We start from the raw sequence: 22,557 nt of genomic DNA, 5'->3' as shown, positions 1-22,557 counted from the left end.
AAATATAGAAATTTTATTGCGCGAGGATTGTAGCAGTTAAGAGGCGTGCCACAACCCGTCATGAATATCATCGACCAGTTTTTCAACGTCACTATCAAGCAACTTGCTCAGGCGTTTCACTCCGCCGTCTTTAGCAAATTGATGGTGAATCATATTCTTGTCAACCACCACCTCTTTGGCAATAAACAGGGTTAAACGTGCCAACCATTGCTTCTGATCTTCCGTCCATGCACGCTGCTGTAAAATCCTGTTTAGACCCCGCTGATAACGCTCTTCGACAGAAGAGATTTCTTCACCCAATGTTGAACGGCGAATCATAGAGATGATCTGTGATGCATAAGTCTGATTGGACTCATTGCCACCTAGTGCCTGGGTTAGCTTGCTTTGGGTAAAGCCTTTGCTAGTCAACAAGTTTTCCAGTTCTCGCAACTGCTCGCGAGTCAGATCAGATGGTCGTGTTACGACTGCTTTAATCGCAGCATTGTCATTCACAGCTGTTTTAACGAAGCTATCAAAATATTCCAGATAATCTTCAGGCTGTTGATGTGCCGTATCTACGACACGTTCGATCAATTCATCTTTCTCATCCGAGATAATCGGTAAATCCAGTGTACCGAGTGCACTACGAACCTCAGCCAAACGTGCTTCTAAAATTGCACTGTTCTGCTGTAGCCAGATACCAAGATCATCCACACCTTTAGCACGCAGAATTTGTGGTAGCTTAAAGGAGTCAACCTTAAAGTTTTCTTTGATTTTTCCAAGTGCTTCACGCAGCTTAACCTGATCAGGATGATGCTTGAACTTCTCAGCCTTACCTAAAATACGGGTCACTTTCTGAATAAATTCATCGAGAACGATATCCGCTTGCGTACGTTTTACTTCATCAATACAAGGAACATTGATTGCTTTAGCTTTCTGCATCAACTCCGGATTACTTAACTCACGAATCAGCTGATCAATACTGATATTTGGACGCACAACAATCGGCTGCATGGTATTAACCGTTTGCAAGGTCGCAAAAATATCTACGGCGTCGTATATACGGAATTCTGTTTTACCGATATCAGGACATAACCGGGTTGCACGACCGAGCATCTGTTCAAACAGCACACGTGAACGGACTTTACGTATGAATACCAGATTGCAGATCTTCGGTACATCAATACCTGTAGTCAACAAATCTACAGTAACAGCAATATTCGGGAACTTATTCTTTTTATAGCTCTCAATCAGTTTTTCAGGTTGGTCTGAATTGCCTGTGATTTTGGCAATAGCATCGGTATTCCAATCCTTACCATATTTCTCTCTAAATACATCGTTTAAGAGCAAGACAACCTGATCTGCATGGCGATCTGTCACGCAGAAAATCATGGTTTTCTCATCACCTAACGGATTTAAATCATCACCTAACGCTTGGCAGATAACCTTGTTAAATTCAGGTGCAATCACACGTCGGTTAAAATCAGCCACATCAAATGCCATGTCATCCTGTAACAGCGCCGTAGACTTTTGGCCTGTAGCATTCGTCATCACTTGGACAGATGTGCCTTGAGGAATATCTATACCAGCTTGGCTCAGCTTAGTGATGTAACGAATAGGTTTGTCATAATTGACCAGATAACCTTCCTCTACGGCGCGCGTAAAGCTATAAGTAAATACAGGCTTACCAAAAATCTCGGTAGTATGCAGTGCTGGAGTTGCAGTTAAACCAATCAGAGTCGCATCAAAGTATTCCAGTACCCGTTTATACGTAGATAAATATTGCGCTTCATCACGAATGCTTTCTTCACCTTCGGTCATTTCTTTATCTAAGTTATAACCACGATGTGCTTCATCAATGATAATGCAGTCATAGAAATCAATCGGCAGAGGCGAATCACTATTAAAGAGTCTGTGCACTAAACTTTGTACAGTTGCAACTTGCACATCTACGTTCGTATCACCATCCACACCTAAGTCAGCAATAGTGTAAATCTGTGCGAGGGTCTTACCTTGCTCAATCACTTCAGCTTCAAAGGCCTTAAATGCTTGTGTACCTAAAGAAGATCGGTCTACCAAAAATAGTACCCGATTAAACCGCTTACTTTTTAGTAGACGATACATCAGCCCAGTGGCAAGACGTGTTTTACCTGTACCAGTTGCCATGGCTAGCAATGTGCGTTCACAATACTTCGCAATCGCGCGCTCAACCGCTTTAATGCCTTCACGCTGATAGGGACGGTCATTAAATGGTAAAATATCTGTATTTTCCAGATATGCATCTGCGATTGAAATATTCTGTTCCAGCCTTTGTTTCAAGCCTTCTGGAGAATGGAAACCATGCAGCGCTTTACTTATATTGGATGGATGTCGCACATCACGGAACCAGATACCACTCTCATCTATCAAACGACTGGAATATTTCTTGCCATTGCATGAATACACGAATGGAATATGAAAAGTTTTTTCTTCAGATGTCCACGGCGCGCTGTCGTATGGCTTCTGCATATCTGCTTCAAATTGGAAACCTTGTGAATAACGTTCAGCCTGGCGAATGTAGTGACTGACCGCTTTGTTCTTTTTCTTTGCTTCAACAATTGCGACCGGAATTAAGCCATGAAACAAAACGTAGTCTGCAAAACCCTCTTCCCCATCCAATAATGTCGGATATTCTGCAATTGCAAGGTTTAAACCTTTTTGAGGACGAACGCCGTTACTATACTTTAAAAGCTGTGTATCTACCTGCCAGCCTGCGAGCTGAAGCTGATGGTCAATGAGCTCTCGTGTTTCAGCCTCGGACAATTCAAATGAAGCATTGGCTATATCCAATTGCCCATCTTCGATAGGTATCTCAATGCTAGATTGAGGCGCGTGCTGTTCCAGCTCTTTCACTTTTGCTTCATAGAAAGCGAGTTGAGCCTGTAGTAATTGTGCTTCAACTTGCTGCTGTTGCTTAAGCTGTAAATTCTCAGCTTCCAGTGCTGCCAATTTATGTTGAATATCTAAATGAACAGCCTGCTTGTCCTGTGCCGTACGCAACTCCTGCTGTAATTCCATCAACTCAAAACGCATGCGCCGCGCTTCAAGTGTTGGGTCGACAGGTGCTTTAAACTCAGGAAACAATTTGGTTTTTTGAGTGGTCAGAATATAGAGCCACTGTGCCATTCGATATGATAACCGCAGAGACGTTAAAGCATCACTATGATCGGTTTCGGCATCATGCGCCCCCTTGTTACCATTAACACGCAAGGTATGTAAAACAGAGATAAAATCAGCTTTCAGCTTGAGTCTATTCTCAAGTAAACGAATACGGGAGAGAAAATCTGCCTGCTCAGGGATTTCAAGTTGATTGGATTGGGCTACTTTATTAACCAGAATCTCAGCAAATTTTCGGGTTTGTACAAGTGTATGCGCTGGTGCTGTGTAGTATGCTGCTTCCGCACTCACCAATAATGCATGCATCAGAGGATCTACGTCCTTTAAAAAATCAAACTGAGACTCAGCTAAATTCATCATATTATTTGCAACTATCTGTACTTTATTATGCTTTTATACAAAGCTCCCCTTCAAACAAGCATATCAGTTCACGTTATTTTTATTAAGAAAAATCTTTTGTACATAAGTCTAATTCAGGATTAAGAAATTACCCGAATATTTAAAAATTAGTCTAGCCATCTTCATCGAAGTTTTATGGGGCTTAGCTGCCTTGTATCAAATCATAAAGCCGAGGTCCTCAAAACTTTCCTGTTAAGTTTCAAAGACAGAGTTAATTCTCTAACCAATGCGTCATTTTGTCGCATAAATTCCCTTCTAAAAATGATCGATTTTGATATGAACGCACCCTGCTTTTACAAATTAACAAACAACCATGCGCTTAAAATTTGATCAAAAATGTACAATCCTAACCACCTTCAACCTAAAGTCACCCAGAAAAGACCTTAGACTTGATTATTTTTTATACATTCCTACCGTTACACTATAAAAAAAGGTGCGTTACACTATAATTTGACTATACGTTACACTATAAAAAACCCATTTTTTGGGGTGCGTTACACTATAAAAATCCCATTTTTTGGGGTGCGTTACACTATAAAATAGGTGCATTACACTATATTTGGCATTTCATTACACTATAAAAATCAGGCTCAAAAAGTTAATTATTAAAAAAAAAATTCTCTATTTCCATTGTGCAATTTTGGCAGTGAATTACCACAAAATGGTTATGCATTTCCACCCTATTGGCAGTAAAAAATACCCGCTTGGATCTGTCAGAACACCCTATGACACCAAAGTAACAAAGAATGTAAGAGAAATAACATCAAATACCTGTCTATTCCACTTAATGGATAGGTTTTGCTATGAATTGTCTGTTAGAACCACTTATTGGTATTTAAGTGTAAATAACTGACAATAAAATCCAAATCCTGGCAATTTAATCAAACCTAATGGCATAGTTAAAGCAACCCACCAGTAAAACTGCGAGGAAACGGCAACAGCTTTCACGATTGATTAAATAGTTCTGGCTGGAATCTGGCGGAGTCTAAGCCTATCGCAAGGAAAGGAATAAGTGAGAACAATCGGCTAAAGATCGTATGTTGGCGACTGAAAAAATGTTGGATGATATTAAACTTAAGATTAATGCATTGAAACGAGAATCACGCCAAGCCAATGATATTGAACAAGAGTGAAATATCTAAGAGCAAATCAAAAAGGCTGAAAAAGAAAAACGCCGTATGCGACAACAATTTTTTGATGTTGAAGATGAGATTACTGAAAAGCGAGATACTTTGATTGAGGCTTTGGAAAAGAGATTACACAGGAAGAGTAAAACAGATCATTTATTTACGATTTTCTGGAAAATTATGTATAAAATATAATCATTTATGTGAATCTTTAGTGTTATCTTAGAGTGGGTTTAAGGCAGAGTATATTAAAATCTAATTATTAACTGCTTTTACGCACCCAGCATATATGTTGTAAATTTTCAAAAATTCAACCACAACATATTGTGGTGAAAGTACCAAAAAATACACTTACTGCGTAACATCAGTTATTAATATTGGATCAATTCTTAGTAGTGATAGAGGTAGTATGCTATTCAAAATTCGCTCCACTTTAGCCAATTTTTTTGGCACAATTGCTGGAATTTCTTGGATATTATTAATTTTATGCTTCCTTATGCTGGATTATGTAGGGGTTAAAATCCAGTATGTATTAGTTCCCATAGCACTTGTATCAACATCTCTATGGTGGTTCGTTCATCCTGATAAGAAAAATGCTTTAAATGATGAATAACCGTTTAATTTCTCCATCTAAAGATCAATGGGATAAATTACGCCAGCCTTTAGAGGCTGGTGAAATTCAATTTATTGAATACTTAGATCAGTATTTACCGCAAGGTTGGGAGATTTATATTCAACCTCATTTGAATGGTTTATGTCCTGATATCGTCATTTTGCATCCTAAGATTGGCATTGGTGTTTTTGAAGTTAAAAATTGGGATTTCAAAGCCATGCAATATGGCATTGAAGAGTTTAGTAACGGGAAAAAACACCTTTATGCAGTAAACTCCCAAGGCGAAAAAATTTCGTATGTTAAGAAAAACCCTGTTGATCAATTATTACTATATCGAAAAGAAATTTTAGACCTTTATTGTCCTATTCTAAGTCGCCGTGAATACGGAGTGGTGGTGTCTTGCGGACTTGTTTTGCCATCGGCATCTGAAAAGGAGATTGAACAATTATTCTATCCATTATTCCAAAGTCGGAATCGTAAGATATTTAAACCGACTGAAGATGATAAACATAATAGTTACGTTGTTTTTGGAAGAGATAATTTTCAAAAAGGATTAATTGAAAATTTTCCAACGGGTATTGCCCGAATATCATCTAAGTATATGAATAACATCATTGCTGAGCAATTGAGAGTATGGCTTCGAGAACCAGAATCAAGTAAAGAGCAACGAGAACCATTAAATTATAATCCCCAACAACTTAAATTTATTAAAGAAAGAACTGATTCAGGCTTTAGGCGTTTGAAAGGTCCAGCGGGATCAGGTAAGTCTGTGGTTGTTGCAGGGCGAGCTGCAACACTTCTGAAAGAGCAAAAGTCGGTTTTGATTGTCACTTTTAATATCACACTACTAAATTACCTTCAGGATTTAGCAGTACGTGAATATCCACATATACGTAAAGCGGCGACTTGGATTAATTTTCATTATTTATGTCGACGATTGTGTTATGACGCTGGATTAGAGCGTGAGTATGCTGAGGTTTTCATAAATGCAAAAAAAACTGCGGAAGAAGCATTAAAAAAAGATCCAAATGCTAAAGTCTCTGATTTCCCATCGTCAGCTGCATTGTGCAGTATAGTACAAGATGCTTTAGATATAAGTGAACCAGAAAAATATGATGCAATCTTGGTGGATGAAGGGCAAGACTTTAATCCTCAGTGGTGGGATATTCTTAAGAAATTATTAGCCGATGGCGGTGAAATGTTGTTATGTGCTGATACAACACAGGATATCTATGCATCTGCTGATTTGTGGACAGATGATGTCATGAAAAATGCTGGTTTTCGTGGAGCCTGGGCAGAACTAAAACAGACGTATCGTTTACCTGATAATTTGATTCCCTTAGCCAACCGATATGCAGAGCTCTTCTTACCAGTAGAAAAAGTGATTAAGTCAGAGTCTAAAAATGAGCTACAAGGTGCTTTAGATTTTGGTGTCATCGAAGAGGCTACATTAGTATGGCGCAATTTACCTGAAATCACAGAAACTGCGTTTCTAGATGAATTTAAGAGTTTTAAGAATGAAGTCATTCAGTTAGAGTTAAGTCATTCGGATATGACCATTCTTGTACAGACACATGATATTGGATTGTTGGTCTGCAAAGTATTAGAGTGTCTGGGTTTAAAATATATTGATATTTTTTCTAAAGATCCGATTGAATCTCGCCAAAAAAAGATGTGGTTTTTTAAAGGCGATACCCGTATTAAAGTCTGTACGGTACACAGTTTTAAAGGTTGGGAAGCTAAGGCGCTATTGGTGGTTTGGGATAAAATCTATCAACTCAAAGACCATGCCTTGTTCTATACCGCAATTACACGTCTTAAAACAGGGAAGAGCAGTATTTTGTATGTGGCAAATGCAGAACCGTCTTTGGCAGATTATGGGAAAGAATGGAATTAGTAGTTTGAACTATCAAAATATTATTTTCGTGATATAGCTAAACTCTAAAAAGATCAGCACATAAAAATACCTGTAAAATGCGTCGGTAACCTTTTCAGCACATCACTGAGATAGGCATACGGATCCAGCCCTTTCAGTTTTGCTGACTGGCTTAATATGAACAGGATTCTACATACACCATCATGATGAATGTTCATGATTCAACGACTGACGAGGTTGCCATTAAGACTATGCTTCAGTGCAACCGAGGCATGAGGATCTTTGCAGGAATTTACAATGCTGAGTTTGAATTCTTTGCTGTATATTCTACGTTTTTTTAGCAACCATATGTCTTGTAAAATATATATCCATACTCATGGACTAAGTCCCCACTTGTTTTTTAAGTGGGAACCAAATTAAGACTTATAAGATCGGTTGGTAATATGAGTTAGCCTGATGCTCACGTTACTTTTGCAAAGACAAGATAAATTTCTGAATCATCTCTCTCTCCAACTCAGGTAACTCTTGAATTGATTTAGCAATTAGATCGTTACCTACATCTGAACTACGTGCTGTGCGCCCTAGTAGATAGTCAGCAGACACATTTAAGACAACCACGAGCTTATAAAAATTTTCTAAAGAGGGCTTACGAGAGCCAGCTTCAATATGTGAAATCGACGTAGATGGAATACCAGACTTTTCAGCAAGTTCTTGCTGAGTCAATTTTCTTTGTTTTCTTATTTCTTTGAGCCGAGCACAAAACAACTCAGAATCCATTTCAGCCAGCATAAAACACCATAAATCGACAATAAAAATTGACTATATCGACAATTTTCAATATATATATTGTCAGTATTTTATTGTCTATTTCGACAAAAAGACATCATCAAAAGAAATTAAAAGAGGAAATTTAATATGAAGAATAGTGTATGTGCATGAGTGCCTTATCTCGACAATAAAGCACTCATGCTTTTCATCTCAAATCACTGAAATGAAAGATGTAAAATTTCGACGTTTTACCTTTGCATTCTTTCATAACAGACCATTTAAGTAAAATTATCTTGGAATCTATTATGAGCAGTTCACCGAGTCATATCCCTTTTTCGATCCATCCAGTAATTCGAAATTTAAATGTCCGTCAAATTTCTAAAATTATTGCGACAAAAATCATTGAAGCTACGGCGCTACAACTTCAGTTCAATCCGATATTTTGCAACAAGTTAGATGTAGCACAACACCTCAATACTTTTGAAGCAGTTGCTTACTTTACGGACAACCAGTACTTTGAAAAATATGGCTTTAACAAGCAAGGGATTATCAATTATCAAGAACTCTCTAATGAGTTATTATCAATTTTTTATATGGTTATACAGTCTGAATAAATCATAGTTTTTAGAATAGAGAGCATCCTTAATTCCTTTCACTAATAAGAATGCTCTTTAAATTTCATATTATAAATTAACCTGAATCATGGTTAAGCCTATGAGTCATTACTAGGATGTGACATTCTGCAGCTCATGCATTTGATCTTGCAACCTGAGTTGCAGATACGGTTTACTAAGATTGGAAATACTCTCATCAGATTGCAGATGCTATGAAAAAGCAGTTTCAGGACTTAGTGTCTCAATTGATTTGGATGGAGATTAGAATAAGTTTAAAGATGGACCATATTTTGAATTAACATGGTCTAAGTATCCTGAGTGACAAAACTGGCCTTAGCCTTAACAGGCTAAGGGCTTTAATTTAAATTGATTGGCTTAAAAGTAGAACTTTGTCTTTTGCTCATCCAGTAACTCATGCAACCACATCGGCAAAGAGGACTGATAAAGCAATATCCGCTCTTCAGATGTAAGCATCTTCTCAAGCTTTTTAACCATATTCAAATCAACAATCTCTTTTCCCAAAAAGAGTAATGCTGATATAGCTACTCCTACACGGCTGTCAAATGGATGTTGGAAAAATTTGCTGTTTTTAGTATGCAGCAATCTTACCCGAGTGCCGCCAATCTTAAATTCACGAGAATTACCTGAGGTATAAAACACATCCATCACTGGAACCTGAGTGCTTAATTCAAGACGATTCGCGGCCATACCCCCATGAACTTGGATGAGTTCACCATTTTTTTCAGCAATCACTTTGACCACTTCATAAACATCAGGACTCAAGTATCGCCCCTTCAACATATGATTTGGTTCAGGTCTATAATAAACACCGTGCTGAATGCGATTAATCACACCTTGCTTAGCTAAACGATAGAGCTCCTGATAAACTACCTCAGTCTTGCCAAGCTGTGTAAATTCGTCCACAGAAAAGACATGTCCAAGGTGAAATCCTTTCACTCGTTCTTGAACCGCTTTTGCAATATTAAACATAGCTTAACCCCCAAACAGACTATAAAAGGTGGTTGAAACCATAAGGGAATTACCGCACAACCTATGTCTTCAACGACCAGGATCGATTTTACACATTTCTTCTACATGATTGGATTAAGAAGGATTCAGGTTAAATTAATATATTTAATATCCCTTACCAGCCCAAATCTTTTTCATCTACTTTTTTCATCGCCGTTGATTTTGAAGCTTTCCGCCTCACCTTTCCTTTTAGTTTTAAAAGCTGTATTGGTGATAAAGGTGGCTCTGGCAAAAAACTATCCAAATCGTCTAAGGCATTTAGTGTATAGAGAATTTGAATAAGATTTTCGAGCGTAACATTTCCAATTTCGGCATTCAGAATTATTTTACGAGATAAACCCGAATGTGCAGCCACATCAATTTGACGCAAATTTTTATTCAATCTTAATCTTTTGAGTCTTCTTCCAAACTCTTCTGCAATATATCGAGGAGAATCTGACTTACTTAACATGCACCCTCCCTGAGTCCCTAAAAAGGTACTTAATAATTTATTTTTAAGCTTTAAGTCCCATATTGGGAACTTTGTAGAAGTTAGTAAAAAGGCATAGAATTCCTATGCCTTAGTCATTCCCAACTCAAGAATACCTTATTTTGAGTAACTCTTCTTTCTCTTCTTCAGTTAACTCTCGTTTTCCATAGAGTTGCTGAAGTATCTCATCCATTCCGACGTATTTGAGATGCACGTACACGCAAAGCGCCGTATTACCAATAAAGATATAAGTCTTTCTCTCTACTTTCAGCCAAAAACCATCCCCCAATATCAATGCTTTCTTATCAATATTGAAAATAATATCTTCTATATCGACTTGGTTTACTTCCATATTGATATACGGCTGATATAGCTTGGTTACTAATGCATATTTCTTATTAATGAAACCTTTTCCAGATTTTTGTGCCATGTTTAAAATCCTTTTTAGTTTTTTAAATTTTCTCATTTTGACCTCGGCATCTTTCTTTAAACCCTTGATACCAAGCTTCAATTTCTTCCCGATCAAAATAGACAGCTGCTTGACGTGATAATCCCATTTTTAATGGTTTCGGAAATCGATCATCTTTCTTCATTAATCTTCGCAATGCGTTTCTTTCTATACCTAGAAGCTTACATACCGTGTTGTAACTCAATAAGAAAGGCTTTATCTGAACAATGTTTAATACTTCAGTCTGTTCAGTGTTTTCAATTAAATTTGATTCGTTTCTATCAATCACACAATCCATTTCTAATCTCAAATAAAGATATTAAATAGAGCGTATCAGAGACCAAAATTTTAAAATTATTTTGATATAAAACTGGAAAAAAAAGTCACCCCATGGGGTGACTCTTAAATTTTCTCAGGGATTGATTAACTCAGTGAATAGACATAGTCTGCCCACCACTGCATTAGATCAACTCGTTCTTGGAAATGCTCTGCTTTGTCGTATATACCTTTTGTACCCTGTTTAACGTGAGATAGTGCAGATTCAATAATTTGATATTTTTCACTAAATTTATTATTAAGCGTTGTTGATGCTAAATGCCTAAAACCATGTGGATGCTGTTTATTCTCATAGCCTAAAGATATTAACGCTTCATTGAAGGTATCCACACTCATTGCCATCATTGGATCATTTCGTAAGGGAAATAAATATGGGGATGGTGTCTGTATCTCTTTTAATCTTTTTAACAATATAATTGCTTGGTCTGGCAAAGGCACACGATGTTCTTTTTTATTTTTCATCATCTCTGCAGGTTTAATCCAAATCTTCCGATGAAAGTCGAATTGTTCCCACTTCGCCTGTTGTAACTCACCAGGGCGTGGGAAGAGTAAAAGCAATAATTCTAAACCTATTGCTGTACTACGACTAGAATATGAACGAATTGCAGACAGAAGGTCTGGCAATTCAATTAAATCGACAAATTTGAAATTTCCACTTTTATGACGTTCAAAAAATCCCTGTACCTCTCGCACAGGATTTTCTTTATATTCACAATATATACAAGCCCAATCGTACGCCTCTCTTGCAAAGCTAAGTAGTTTGCGCATTTGTGCTGGGATTTTTAAATCATATTCTAATCTCGCAAAAAATTCGTACCATTCCATGGTTTTAATCGTTCTTAAATCACGATTTCCAAATTCAGGATAAATATGTTTTTTAATCGATAATTGCATCTTAGAAAAATTTTTAGGGCTCCATTTTTTTTGTTTTTTATCAAGTAAGCTTTCTATAAGTGAAGATAACTTGTACTTATCAACTTCTAAAAATGTACCTGCTTCTATTTCTTTCAGATAGCCGCTCGCAATTACCCTTGCCTCTTTAGCTTTAATAGTCGGGTAAGCTCCTACCCCTTTCCACCCCCATTTTCCATTTCTTTTTTTATACCTAAACTGCCAACTTTTGCTGCCATTTGCTTTTACAAAAAAATATAAATTTGGACTGTCCCATAATCGATAGTCTTGCATTTCCACTTCTAGTGCAGTAAGAACTGTATCTGCCAAATAACCTTTTTTCTTTAACTCGGTACGTCTCATTACTATGTCTGAAAAATTACGTTAAGAGCAGTTGATCACAGCTCTTAAAATCTCCAGAGATTTTTTATTCTAAGTTCAAGAAAAAGGTTTACTTTTTAATTGACCAATTCATCTAAATAATCAGCCCACCACTGCATCAACACACGGCGTTCATCTAAATGCTGTGATTTATCATAAACACCCTTGACACCTTTTTTCTTATGCGCCAAACATACTTCTATCACTTGTTCTTGATTACTGAATGCGTCATTCAAAATGGTACTTGCAAGATGTCTAAAACCGTGAGGATTCTGTTTTCCTTTATACCCCAAGCGATTCAGAGCTAGATTGAATGTCATATCACTAATCGTTTTATTGACAGAAAGACGGCTCGGAAACAAGAACTCAGACTCTGGCTGAATGGATCTTAACTCTGTGAGTAATGTAATGACTTGCTTAGATAGTGGGACTTGATGTTCCTGACGTGTTTTGGTCATTTCTGCAGGTTTGGTCCATAAGGCTTTTTTAAAATCGAATTGCTCCCACTTTGCTATCCTTAACTCACCTGGACGTGGGAATAGCATCATGAGCAGCTCAAGACCAATGCCGATGGCGCGCTTTTTATTATTACGAATTTTCTTAAGTAAAGCTGGTAATTCATCAACAGTCACGAAATCCATGTTCCCTGACTCGTAGGCATCTAGATGTTTGCTCATGCCTTCTATTGGATTTGAATTTATCTTGCCTTTAAACTTTGCCCAGTCATAGCAACCACGTACGTATGAAACCAATTTCTCAATCTGAGTATGAATGCCTAAAGTACGTTGTAGTCCTTGGAAAAAATCAAACCACTCTTTTGGCGTAATCTCTTTGTAATTACCTTGACCAAATACTGGAATAATGTGCTTCTCAATAGATTTTTGAGCTTTCGTGTATGTTGCCTCACCCCACTTACTTGATTTAGTGTCCAACCACTCTCTCATTAGGTTTTCAAAGTAAAAGCTTTCAAGCTCTTTTCGTTCCTCGAGCAGTACTTTCTTCGACTTCAGGCTTTCACCTTTAGAAAGAGCTGAAGTAAATTCTCGTGCTTTTTGACGAGCAAGTTGAGCACTCACTTGAGGGTAAGAACCAAGACCCATCCAAGCCCATTTACCTTCAGAATTCTTGTAACGATACTGCCAATTTTTAACACCTGATTTTTTGACTAAAAAATATAAGCCAGCGCCGTCGAGTTCTCTATAGTCTTTTTCCTCAGGTACTAAAGAAGATAATGTTTTTTCACTGAGTGGTCGTTTCTTTATATCTTTCCGTAACATGCCCTATACCTTGTATCACCGAGTTAGATTATTAAACAGTGATACACGTGGTGATACAAATAGGGCTGTATTATATAGATCCATATAAATGCATAGAATATAAAAAAAGCCCCTAAATTATTGAATTTAGGGGCTTTTAGTGACTATATAAGTACATATAAATACATCTATAATCTAATCTTGGTAGGTATATCCAGACTCGAACTGGAGACCTCTACGATGTCAACGTAGCGCTCTAACCAACTGAGCTATACACCTAGAATGTTACGCATATTATAAATTTTTGAATCTTAAGACAAGTTTTTTCCTTTATTTTTCAGTGTATATGCACATTTTTTAAGCAAGTATCTGAATTTATTAATATCCTTTTGGTCAGGCTTATAAGCTGAAAATTGATTTCTCTCATAGATTTGTATAGCTTCATAAAAAGACGTAACCTGATCTGAGCTTAAGGAAGCTGATATTCGAAGCATCCACTGTTTAAATGTTTCAGCCGGCTGCTTACGCATCTGAATAAGCAGGGAACGATTAAGCTGCTCTATGGCTAGCTCGAATGGTGAATTCTGTCTTCGCTTTTGAATATAAATCCATAAGAAATAAGATGCGATCAAAGATGCAATACCTATTATAAGTATCCACACAGCTGCATAAGCAGAGTTCAAGCCAAGTTTAGACATCCAGCTGCGTTGTGAATCTGCATTATAACCTACCACCTTACTTTGCCACTGATAACTGGCATAGTCACTCCATATCCTCAACTTGGTCATAAACTGATATTGCTGTGTTGTCCATGTTCTACCCTCACCTAAAACTGCTGAATTTTCAGACATCAAGTTTTGCATACCATTATCAATACGTTGTGGAGCAATAATGGCAGTAGGATCAATTCGCTGCCAGTGCTGGTTCACCCAGACTTCAGTCCAGGCATGCGCATCCATCTGGCGCACTTCCCAACTCTTGCCATCAGGTGCGAGTGAACCACCTTGATACCCCGTGACCACACGTGCTGGTATTCCTGCATAACGCATCAGCATGACAAAACTGGAGGCATAATGTTCACAGAAACCACGGCGCGCATTAAACAGAAATTCATCCACCCGGTTTTGGCCTAATGTTCCTGGGGTTAAGGTATATACAAAATTATTCTCTCGATACCAGTTCAACACATTTTGGATATAGCGCTGTTGACTACCCTCGCTCTGTTTAACTAAATTTGCTGCCAGTGCCTGAGTTTGAGAATCATATTGAGCAGGGGTTCGGGTATTCATATATTGCAGATAGTTAGTATTTAAATTAGGCTGCTCTACTTCTGTTCCTACCCAGCGTAGCTGAACAGGTTCCACGCGCTGAGTTAAACGACGCGGTACAATTCCCCAATCATAACGGTTATAATAACGACGCTCTAAAGGGACTGATTTATCCAATCCCATCACCCAGAGTACGGACGGATCTGAAGCCAGATACTGATAATCCCAGCCCGATGCCAATGAGGCAGAATCATTCTGTTGGCGGATTTGTGGCTGCTGATTGATTGCACTACTGGTCCAGGTTTGACCATCATATTCATCTAATACCAAGGCACGCCAGTATAATTCTGCACGCGGAGGTAGCTTGCTTACATCCCCTATAATTCGGAACGCTAATGCACTTGACTGAGATAACTGGGCAATATCTCCCGGAGACATCCTGTCACTGATTCCGGTGACCCCTTTATTTTCAGGAATGGGGATATGCCACATCGGTGGCAAACGTGGAAAAAAGATAAAGAGTAAAATAAAAAATGGCAGTGCATAGAGTACAAATTTGCCGACATGTTTAACATCTTGTTTTAATGCGTTCTCCTGAGCCTGTAAATCCTGCTTAAATTCACCTACCTGAATACGATATAAGCCAATGAAACAGCTTAGTAAGCAAAGCAGAATCCCAAAAGCCATGATAAAAGACTGGCTATACAGGAAAGTACTCGCCGCCACAAACAGGGCAAAGTTAAATAAAATAATCAGGTCACGTTTAGTACGGGTTTCAAAAGCCTTGGCAAATAAGAAAGTGGAAAGCACGGCAACACCCGCATCTACACCCAAAAAGCTTTGATGTGTAAAATAAATAACTGCAAGTGCTATGACTGTCAGCAACAGGGTCCATTTTTTAGGAAAAGTTTTTTGCTTTCTCAGATTCAACCAGAGTAATACCAGCATCAGGGCAAAGATGATGCTGAGTCCTGCAGGCAAATAACTCACCTGTACAACCAGAATTAAACTGAGACTGAGCAAAATGGCTGTGCGGATATTTGCATTCATCATGTCTATCCTCTTAAGCCTGTGCCAATAAGAGTTTGGCCTGATGCATCTGTTCAGCGCCATAACCTGAAGCCAGTTCTGCATGGGGCAAATGCAGGCTATAGGCCAATTGCTGTTGTTCACATTGTTCGACCAGCCCCATCATCCATTCCAGCTTTTCTTCATGCGATGGGCTTGGCATATGTGCATAATGAATCTCTATACTGTGCTGGTTCTGATATTGTTCAAAAACCTTAATATATAAACCCTGCCCACGCGCTACCTGTTTCCAGGAAACAGCCTGCAATGATTCCCCTGCCTGATAACTTCGTAGTTCTCGAAACTCATCCATTTCTGGCTCAAAACTTGGCAAATGTTGCTTATTTTCAGCAGTCGAATACTGGGCTTTCGGTGCTACCCAGGCAAAGCGCTGGTGATAAAGATAGGTCCAAGCTCTTACCAGTCCAAAAGGATAGACTGAATATATTTGAATGGCCGGATAGACAAATTTTCCACGCTGTTCAACATAAAAGGAAAGGCTAAATTTTTGCCTGGTCTGATTGACCAATACCTTATAAAGCTGTTCACCTGCCTGAATATACAAATATCGTGATTGTGCAACCGGTTGCTGAAAATGGAAATGCAGATTCAGGTCGTGTCCCACCTGCCCGATTTCATCCGTAAGCAGTTCGATACTCAATCCATGCAGCTGTTTAAAAGTCAGATAAAAACTGATACACAGTACGGCACTGATCAGAAAGCAAAAACCTAGAATCAGGTTATTGGCATAATTTACACCTGCAATAAAGGTGATGAAAATAAGTACCAGATACAGATAGCCCTGCTGATAGATAAAGACTAGCACATCACGTTGTGAGAGCTGTTTTTGCTGTACAAACTGAAAACGTTTACTTAACCAGTTCTGCCAAAACTTTCCCAAGATCTGGCTCCTAGCTTATCGCCACTTGCTGCATGAGATTTAAGGTTTCTGCCTCACTCAACCCTAAACGATGCGAAGCCACTGCCACAAACACAGCTTGTACATCATCCGGTGTGACGAAAGCACGATTCTCAATCAAAGCATGTGCCTGAGCTGCCCGTTTTAATGCCAATAAGCCACGTGTTGATAATCCATAACGGTTTTTTCGGGTTTCTTCAGCCAGATCTAGCAAATATTCCTGTATGGGTTCGCTGATATAGATCTGATTAACCAGTCGCTGCAGCTCTAAAATTTGCTCCTCACGGAACACATGCGCCAAGGTGGCAATCAGGGCAAAGCGGGATTCTTGCTGCAATAACAGTTTTTCTGCATGTCGGGATGGATAACCTAAAGATAAACGCATCAAGAACCGATCTAGCTGGGATTCTGGCAAAGCATACGTTCCGCTCTGGAATAATGGATTCTGTGTTGCAATCACCCAAAATGGTTTAGGCAAGGCATAACGTACTCCATCGACTGTCGCATAACCTTCTTCCATCGCTTCCAGCAAAGCACTTTGGGTTTTGGGGCTGCAACGGTTAATTTCATCTGCCAGAAGAATCTGGGTAAAGATTGGACCCTGCTTAAACTCAAATTGATGTTCTTTCTGATTAAACATGTTGATGCCAATTACATCGCTGGCCAGCATGTCATTGGTAAACTGAATCCGTTGAAACTTTAAGCCGGCAAGATGAGATAGACTGCTTGCCAATGTGGTTTTACCTAAACCCGGCAAATCTTCAAACAGAACGTGTCCACCAGCAATCAGGCAACACAATGCCAGCCGGGTTTGTGCCTGTTTATCCAGCACAATTGCATTAATTTCTTTAAGGAATTTTTCAATGCTGGGAGCATAGCTGGCAATTTGCTGTTCAAGCTGAGTATTTATGTGCGCTATATCATGATTTGCTTTTTGCTTTACGCCCCACATCACAAATTTTCTCATTAAAATAGATACTTGTGATTAACATACACTGAATTTAAACCACACTAAAGACCAATAATATATCTTTACACTGAGTCATTTACCTAATCATCAGAAATATCCAATAAAAACGGTTTATTTAAATATTTTAATCTTGCCTATTAACTTCTCTAAAGTTAGAAGCTGCTTAAAATATATTCCAATCCTTCAGTAAAGATAAATTGCCTCAAATTATCTAATTGGGTTTCTCTACATTTCCAAAGTCACGAAACGAATTTATCATTCTCATTTTTACAGGTATAAAAGCCATATCTTAAAAGTATATTTTTAAGTTATTTGTATAAAGTTTAAACTTGATGATAAATATAAATCAGCGCATAGACTTGTATAACCATCTAATATTTAATCTCTCTAGCTTTCGTAAAATGTAAAAAGTGCCCCGAAAGGCACTTTTTTTATTGATTCATTAACATGGACATTTTTTCATGCCACCGCCAGCAGAGGGATAACGTGCATCCACACAATGACGATAGAAAGTTTTAGCATCCATCGCTTCCAAATCTGGATGATGTTTTTTCATATGTTCCAGATAGGTCTGATAATCAGGCACTCCGACCATCAAACGGAAACTCTGCTGCAAACGTTGCCACAGGGTCGCAATACGTGACCAGTTTTTCGGGTTCAGGATTAAATCCTTTTGCGACATGATGGTCATTTTAATGATCTTGTAGATCACCGCTTTTCCGCCTTTGGCAAATTTCAGATTCATACCAGTCTCCTTAGTGATGTGCTGTAGGTTTGATCTCAGTAGGATCGCGATAAATCGCTTCAGCTTCATGTACAGTTGGTTCCGGATTTGCCAAAGCACGGCGAATCACACCAATTGCAGCAAACAGCATGACGAAAGCAACAATCATAAAGAAAGCACATAGACCCGCATTGATCTGATTCGACAATGCCACTGTGTGCATCTCAGCCACGGTTTTTGCTGGTGCCAGAATTTCATTATTGGCAATTGCCGTGTTAAAGCGGTCAGCTTGAGCAAGGAAACCGATCTTCGGATTTTCGTGGAAAATCTTTTGCCAGCCTGCAGTCATTGAGGTAATGAACAGGAATACAGTTGGAATAATCGTCACCCAAACGTATTTCTGTTTTTTCATTTTGAACAGAATCACAGTACCCAGAATGAGTGCCATTGCAGCTAGAATCTGGTTACCGATACCAAACAGTGGCCATAAACTGTTAATCCCACCGAGTGGATCGACCACGCCTTGATAAACGAAGAAGCCCCAACCAGCGACAGCGACAGCTGTACCTAATAAATTACCAAAGAAATTATGTGACTGTTTTACTGCAGGAATCACGATACCTACGGTATCTTGAACCATAAAGCGACAGGCACGAGTACCGGCGTCAACAGCAGTCAGGATGAATAATGCTTCAAACAGAATCGCAAAGTGATACCAGAATGCCATCATTTCACGGCTATTGAAGATTTCGGTAATGATATGCGCCATACCAATCGCGAAAGTCGGTGCACCACCAGTACGCGACAGAATCGAGTTTTCACCGACTTCCTGCGCCAGCAAAGTCAAGGCTTCAGGGGTTACTACGAAACCAAGGGTTCGTACTGCTTCTGCTGCACTTTCTGCCGTAGTACCAAGTAATGCGACTGGCGAGTTAATCGCGAAGTAAATGCCTGGATCCAGAATCGCAGCACAGATCAAGGCCATGATCGCCACAAAAGATTCCATTAACATACCGCCATAACCGATCATACGGATATCGCGTTCGTTGTTGACCAGCTTTGGTGTGGTTCCTGATGAAACCAGTGCATGGAAACCGGAAATCGCACCACAGGCAATAGTAATAAACAGGAATGGGAACATTGAACCTGCAAATACAGGACCAGTACCATCAATAAATTTGGTAATTGCTGGCAGTTTCATTTCTGGCATCGCGAATAGAATACCAATCGCCAGACCCGCAATCACGCCAATTTTCAGGAAGGTAGATAAGTAATCACGCGGTGCAAGTAACAACCATACCGGCAATACAGAAGCAATGAAACCGTAGATAATCAATGCCCAAGTCAGTTCAGTACCTGACAAGGTAAAGAATGGACCCCAGTATGGATGTTGAGCAATATTTTCACCGTAGATAATGCCGAGCATCATCAATACGAAACCAATAATGGAGACTTCTGCGATTCGTCCTGGTCGGATAAAGCGCATGTAAATACCCATAAATATTGCAATCGGAATCGTGGCGGCAATACTGAATACACCCCATGGGCTGTTGGTTAAGGCTTTGACAACGACTAGCGCCAATACCGCCAGAATGATGATCATCACGCCTAAGGCACCGAGCATGACAATAATACCGGCAAAAGTACCCAGTTCCTGTTTGGCCATTTCACCGAGAGAACGACCGTCACGACGGGTAGAAATAAACAGGACCAGAAAATCCTGAACTGCACCGGCAAGTACCACACCGACTAATAACCAAATGGTCCCAGGCAAATAACCCATCTGTGCTGCTAGAATTGGCCCCACCAGTGGGCCTGCACCGGCAATCGCGGCAAAGTGATGACCGAAAAGCACCCCTTTATTGGTGGGTACATAGTCCAGACCATCAGCCAGACGATGGGCAGGCGTTAAACGGCGTTCATTCAGTTCAAAAACTTTATTGGCAATAAATAAACTATAAAAACGGTAAGCAATGTTATATACACAGGCAGCTGCCAGCACCAGCCAGACCGCATTGACATGCTCTCCACGGCTAAGTGCAAGAATCCCAAAGGATACTGCCCCGACAATGGCTACAAGGAGCCACATAATTTTCGAAGTCATGCTCGACTTCTGTTGTAAAGTTTCCATTCAATCCCTCATATCTGTTGCATTTAAATCAGCGTGATTCTTTTTGTTCGAGGTACTGCTGTTTTCCCTTGCGACTTTACGCCTGTTCTTTTTTGTTGCCTCTAAGACTTTGGCATAAAAAAGGGGATGATTTTCATCATCCCCTTTGATAATAGTCTATTTTCAGACCATTATGCACGTTCTAGGTATTCACCTGTACGCGTATCAACACGAACTTTATCTTCTTGCTGAACAAATAATGGAACACGTACTACCGCACCTGTTTCCAGTTTCGCTGGCTTACCGCCACCGCCAGAAGTATCACCACGTACACCTGGATCAGTCTCAACGATTTGCAATACCACAAAGTTTGGTGCATTCACTGTTAAAGGAACGCCATTCCAAAGCATGATGGTACATTTTTCATTAGAGTCGTCTTTTAACCATTTTGCTGCATCGCCCATTGCGATTTTGTCTGCTGCAATCTGTTCAAAAGATACTGGATCCATGAAGTTCCACATTTCGCCATCGTTGTACAAGTATTCCATTTCTACTTCTACGATGTCAGCAGCTTCTAGTGAGTCACCAGACTTAAATGTTTTTTCTAACACTTTACCTGATTTAAGGTTACGTAATTTTACGCGGTTGAAGGCTTGGCCTTTACCTGGTTTTACGTATTCGTTTTCCATGATTGAACATGGGTTACCATCAAGCATAACCTTAAGGCCTGACTTGAAATCATTCGTAGAATAATAGGCCATGACTGGCGCACTCCAAACTTACTAACTTTAATCTATTGATGCTATGGGCTGTTGCAATGTCATTTAGCAAGTCTGACACGAACATGTAGTTGCCACATGCACATTCATTTAATGTTGCGTATTCTAAATGACCAATACACCAGGCCGCAACGAAAAATTCCTATTTAACAGACCTTCACTGACTAAGTTACAGTCAGACATACCATTGAACAAATTATTCAGTCCCTACCATCTGCTGATCATTAAGACAAAGCTTTATATAATCTGCTCAACTAATACGTCAAACTTTATCCAATACAGGCACATTCATACTATATATAAACTGTTAAACTAATCGCTTCAGCTTCATCGCTTCCACTTTTACTTTATTCTTCCCACATGACAGACTTTTTCTATCAGGAACAAAACTGGCAGTCACAACTGAGTGACTTGATCACAAATCCGCAGGAATTATTACAACAACTGAAACTCTCACCTGAGCAGCTACTTTCTGGCGCAATTCTGGCATCAGAACAATTCAAGTTACGGGTACCACGTGCTTTTGTTGGCAAAATGCAGATTGGCAATCCACTTGACCCCCTGTTACTGCAAGTCCTGCCACATCATCTGGAACTGGAAGAGCATCCGGGTTTTGTTACTGATCCTTTGGGTGAAGAACAGGCTAACCAGCAGCCAGGCGTCCTACATAAATATAAGTCACGTTTTCTGCTGACCCTGACCGGAGCCTGTGCCGTACATTGCCGATATTGCTTTAGACGTCACTTTCCTTATCAAGAAAATTTACCTAAAAATGAAGACTGGGAAAATATTAAAAGCTATCTGCTAAGCCAGCCAGATATTAATGAAGTGATCCTGAGTGGTGGTGATCCACTCACTCTTTCTAACCGGAAATTAAAACTCTGGATTGAACGTCTGGAAACTTTAACTCAACTTAAATTCTTAAGAATACATTCACGAGTTCCGATTGTAATCCCAAGCCGAATCGATGACGAGCTGACAAGCATGTTAAAAAACAGTAGGCTACGTATTATTCTGGTGGTACACTCAAATCATGCATCTGAGCTGGATGATTACACCTGTAGCAAACTGAATCAGTTGGTTCAGCAGCAGATTACAGTACTTAATCAGGCAGTGTTACTCAAAGGAGTAAATGATACTGCACCAGTTTTGGTCGATTTAAGTTATCGCTTGTTTGAAGCTGGAGTGATGCCGTATTATTTACATGTACTTGATAAAGTAAAAGGGGCGCATCATTTTGATTTGTCACCTAAGCATATAAACGAGATTTATACAGAAGTTTTAGCGAACTTACCCGGGTATTTGGTACCTAAACTTGTTCGGGAAATTGCGGGCGAAAAAAATAAGACACCGCTTTTTGGGGTTTCAACATTTTGA

At 39.2% G+C, this 22,557-nt stretch carries 17 protein-coding genes, 1 tRNA gene and 2 pseudogenes; 3 read left to right on the top strand and 17 right to left on the bottom strand.

Features of this window, described 5'->3' with window-relative positions; translation table 11 throughout:
* Positions 1-36: 36 nt before the first annotated feature.
* Positions 37-3,495, bottom strand: coding sequence for a type I restriction-modification system endonuclease (hsdR, locus tag B3D47_RS07320; protein ID WP_286860973.1), 3,459 nt, complete (start codon positions 3,493-3,495; stop codon positions 37-39).
* Positions 3,496-5,263: 1,768 nt separating this feature from the next.
* On the opposite strand from hsdR, the gene B3D47_RS07315 reads away from it, so the two are divergent.
* Positions 5,264-7,171 carry a nuclease-related domain-containing DEAD/DEAH box helicase gene (locus B3D47_RS07315; RefSeq protein WP_286860971.1) on the top strand — a complete coding sequence of 636 codons (1,908 nt, stop codon included), beginning with the start codon at positions 5,264-5,266 and terminating at the stop codon, positions 7,169-7,171.
* A 53-nt stretch (positions 7,172-7,224) separates the two neighbouring features.
* Here the strand turns inward: B3D47_RS07315 and B3D47_RS07310 are convergent.
* The 3 genes and pseudogenes from B3D47_RS07310 to B3D47_RS07305 all read right to left on the bottom strand — a co-directional run.
* A pseudogene (locus tag B3D47_RS07310) lies at positions 7,225-7,335 on the bottom strand (transposase domain-containing protein); the annotation flags it as partial.
* A gap of 39 nt (positions 7,336-7,374) precedes the next feature.
* Positions 7,375-7,528 (bottom strand): annotated as a pseudogene (locus B3D47_RS14770) (IS66 family insertion sequence element accessory protein TnpB); the annotation flags it as partial.
* Positions 7,529-7,615: 87 nt separating this feature from the next.
* Entirely contained in the window at positions 7,616-7,939 is a 324-nt protein-coding gene (locus tag B3D47_RS07305) for a helix-turn-helix domain-containing protein (protein WP_286860968.1), read from the bottom strand.
* 284 nt (positions 7,940-8,223) lie between these two features.
* On the opposite strand from B3D47_RS07305, the gene B3D47_RS07300 reads away from it, so the two are divergent.
* Positions 8,224-8,532: a hypothetical protein gene (locus B3D47_RS07300; RefSeq protein ID WP_004782586.1), complete on the top strand. Its 309-nt coding sequence runs from the start codon at positions 8,224-8,226 to the stop codon at positions 8,530-8,532.
* 375 nt (positions 8,533-8,907) lie between these two features.
* Here the strand turns inward: B3D47_RS07300 and B3D47_RS07295 are convergent, their stop codons facing one another.
* From B3D47_RS07295 to efp, 13 genes are all read right to left on the bottom strand, one after another.
* Positions 8,908-9,522, bottom strand: coding sequence for a DUF6088 family protein (locus B3D47_RS07295; protein WP_286860964.1), 615 nt, complete (start codon positions 9,520-9,522; stop codon positions 8,908-8,910).
* A 154-nt stretch (positions 9,523-9,676) separates the two neighbouring features.
* Entirely contained in the window at positions 9,677-10,012 is a 336-nt protein-coding gene (locus tag B3D47_RS07290) for a helix-turn-helix domain-containing protein (RefSeq protein ID WP_045126489.1), read from the bottom strand.
* Positions 10,013-10,136: 124 nt separating this feature from the next.
* Positions 10,137-10,460, bottom strand: a complete 324-nt coding sequence (locus B3D47_RS07285) for a hypothetical protein (protein ID WP_005104557.1) — start codon at positions 10,458-10,460, stop codon at positions 10,137-10,139.
* 22 nt (positions 10,461-10,482) lie between these two features.
* A complete protein-coding gene (locus tag B3D47_RS07280; RefSeq protein ID WP_086043923.1) occupies positions 10,483-10,776 on the bottom strand; it encodes a helix-turn-helix transcriptional regulator in 294 nt (97 codons plus the stop codon).
* Positions 10,777-10,901: 125 nt separating this feature from the next.
* Positions 10,902-12,068 carry a tyrosine-type recombinase/integrase gene (locus B3D47_RS07275; RefSeq protein WP_086043924.1) on the bottom strand — a complete coding sequence of 389 codons (1,167 nt, stop codon included), beginning with the start codon at positions 12,066-12,068 and terminating at the stop codon, positions 10,902-10,904.
* 95 nt (positions 12,069-12,163) lie between these two features.
* Entirely contained in the window at positions 12,164-13,363 is a 1,200-nt protein-coding gene (locus B3D47_RS07270; protein ID WP_086043925.1) for a tyrosine-type recombinase/integrase, read from the bottom strand.
* A gap of 181 nt (positions 13,364-13,544) precedes the next feature.
* A tRNA-Val gene (locus B3D47_RS07265) sits at positions 13,545-13,621 on the bottom strand.
* 32 nt (positions 13,622-13,653) lie between these two features.
* The gene (locus B3D47_RS07260; RefSeq protein WP_286860954.1) at positions 13,654-15,663 is read right to left on the bottom strand and encodes a DUF3488 and transglutaminase-like domain-containing protein; all 2,010 of its coding nucleotides are present in this window, start codon (positions 15,661-15,663) and stop codon (positions 13,654-13,656) included.
* A 10-nt stretch (positions 15,664-15,673) separates the two neighbouring features.
* Positions 15,674-16,579 (bottom strand): DUF58 domain-containing protein, encoded by a 906-nt coding sequence (locus B3D47_RS07255; RefSeq protein ID WP_286860951.1) that lies wholly within the window; start codon positions 16,577-16,579, stop codon positions 15,674-15,676.
* 10 nt (positions 16,580-16,589) lie between these two features.
* On the bottom strand, positions 16,590-17,549 hold the full coding sequence (locus B3D47_RS07250) for an AAA family ATPase (protein WP_004894105.1): 960 nt from the start codon (positions 17,547-17,549) through the stop codon (positions 16,590-16,592).
* Between the two features lie 460 nt (positions 17,550-18,009).
* Positions 18,010-18,312 (bottom strand): YbdD/YjiX family protein, encoded by a 303-nt coding sequence (locus B3D47_RS07245; protein WP_286860947.1) that lies wholly within the window; start codon positions 18,310-18,312, stop codon positions 18,010-18,012.
* Positions 18,313-18,322: 10 nt separating this feature from the next.
* A complete protein-coding gene (locus B3D47_RS07240) occupies positions 18,323-20,422 on the bottom strand; it encodes a carbon starvation CstA family protein (protein ID WP_286860944.1) in 2,100 nt (699 codons plus the stop codon).
* Positions 20,423-20,592: 170 nt separating this feature from the next.
* Entirely contained in the window at positions 20,593-21,162 is a 570-nt protein-coding gene (gene efp / locus B3D47_RS07235; RefSeq protein ID WP_004810438.1) for an elongation factor P, read from the bottom strand.
* 378 nt (positions 21,163-21,540) lie between these two features.
* Here efp and epmB point away from each other — a divergent pair, with 378 nt between their 5' ends.
* Positions 21,541-22,557 carry an EF-P beta-lysylation protein EpmB gene (epmB, locus tag B3D47_RS07230; RefSeq protein ID WP_004894097.1) on the top strand — a complete coding sequence of 339 codons (1,017 nt, stop codon included), beginning with the start codon at positions 21,541-21,543 and terminating at the stop codon, positions 22,555-22,557.

This window comes from Acinetobacter sp. UBA3461, assembly GCF_002381195.1.
Taxonomy (GTDB): Bacteria; Pseudomonadota; Gammaproteobacteria; order Pseudomonadales; family Moraxellaceae; genus Acinetobacter; species Acinetobacter schindleri.
Note: the sequence above shows the minus strand (reverse complement) of the source record. Positions and strands in the feature narration are given on the sequence as shown.

What these genes read in the sequence shown, in the direction of transcription:
- hsdR (WP_286860973.1), bottom strand. Translation starts at nt 3,495, where the DNA reads ATGATGAATTTAGCTGAGTCTCAGTTTGATTTTTTAAAGGACGTAGAT.
- B3D47_RS07315 (WP_286860971.1), top strand. Translation starts at nt 5,264, where the DNA reads ATGATGAATAACCGTTTAATTTCTCCATCTAAAGATCAATGGGATAAA.
- B3D47_RS07305 (WP_286860968.1), bottom strand. Translation starts at nt 7,939, where the DNA reads ATGCTGGCTGAAATGGATTCTGAGTTGTTTTGTGCTCGGCTCAAAGAA.
- B3D47_RS07300 (WP_004782586.1), top strand. Translation starts at nt 8,224, where the DNA reads ATGAGCAGTTCACCGAGTCATATCCCTTTTTCGATCCATCCAGTAATT.
- B3D47_RS07295 (WP_286860964.1), bottom strand. Translation starts at nt 9,522, where the DNA reads ATGTTTAATATTGCAAAAGCGGTTCAAGAACGAGTGAAAGGATTTCAC.
- B3D47_RS07290 (WP_045126489.1), bottom strand. Translation starts at nt 10,012, where the DNA reads ATGTTAAGTAAGTCAGATTCTCCTCGATATATTGCAGAAGAGTTTGGA.
- B3D47_RS07285 (WP_005104557.1), bottom strand. Translation starts at nt 10,460, where the DNA reads ATGGCACAAAAATCTGGAAAAGGTTTCATTAATAAGAAATATGCATTA.
- B3D47_RS07280 (WP_086043923.1), bottom strand. Translation starts at nt 10,776, where the DNA reads ATGGATTGTGTGATTGATAGAAACGAATCAAATTTAATTGAAAACACT.
- B3D47_RS07275 (WP_086043924.1), bottom strand. Translation starts at nt 12,068, where the DNA reads ATGAGACGTACCGAGTTAAAGAAAAAAGGTTATTTGGCAGATACAGTT.
- B3D47_RS07270 (WP_086043925.1), bottom strand. Translation starts at nt 13,363, where the DNA reads ATGTTACGGAAAGATATAAAGAAACGACCACTCAGTGAAAAAACATTA.
- B3D47_RS07260 (WP_286860954.1), bottom strand. Translation starts at nt 15,663, where the DNA reads ATGATGAATGCAAATATCCGCACAGCCATTTTGCTCAGTCTCAGTTTA.
- B3D47_RS07250 (WP_004894105.1), bottom strand. Translation starts at nt 17,549, where the DNA reads ATGTGGGGCGTAAAGCAAAAAGCAAATCATGATATAGCGCACATAAAT.
- B3D47_RS07245 (WP_286860947.1), bottom strand. Translation starts at nt 18,312, where the DNA reads ATGAATCTGAAATTTGCCAAAGGCGGAAAAGCGGTGATCTACAAGATC.
- B3D47_RS07240 (WP_286860944.1), bottom strand. Translation starts at nt 20,422, where the DNA reads ATGGAAACTTTACAACAGAAGTCGAGCATGACTTCGAAAATTATGTGG.
- efp (WP_004810438.1), bottom strand. Translation starts at nt 21,162, where the DNA reads ATGGCCTATTATTCTACGAATGATTTCAAGTCAGGCCTTAAGGTTATG.
- epmB (WP_004894097.1), top strand. Translation starts at nt 21,541, where the DNA reads ATGACAGACTTTTTCTATCAGGAACAAAACTGGCAGTCACAACTGAGT.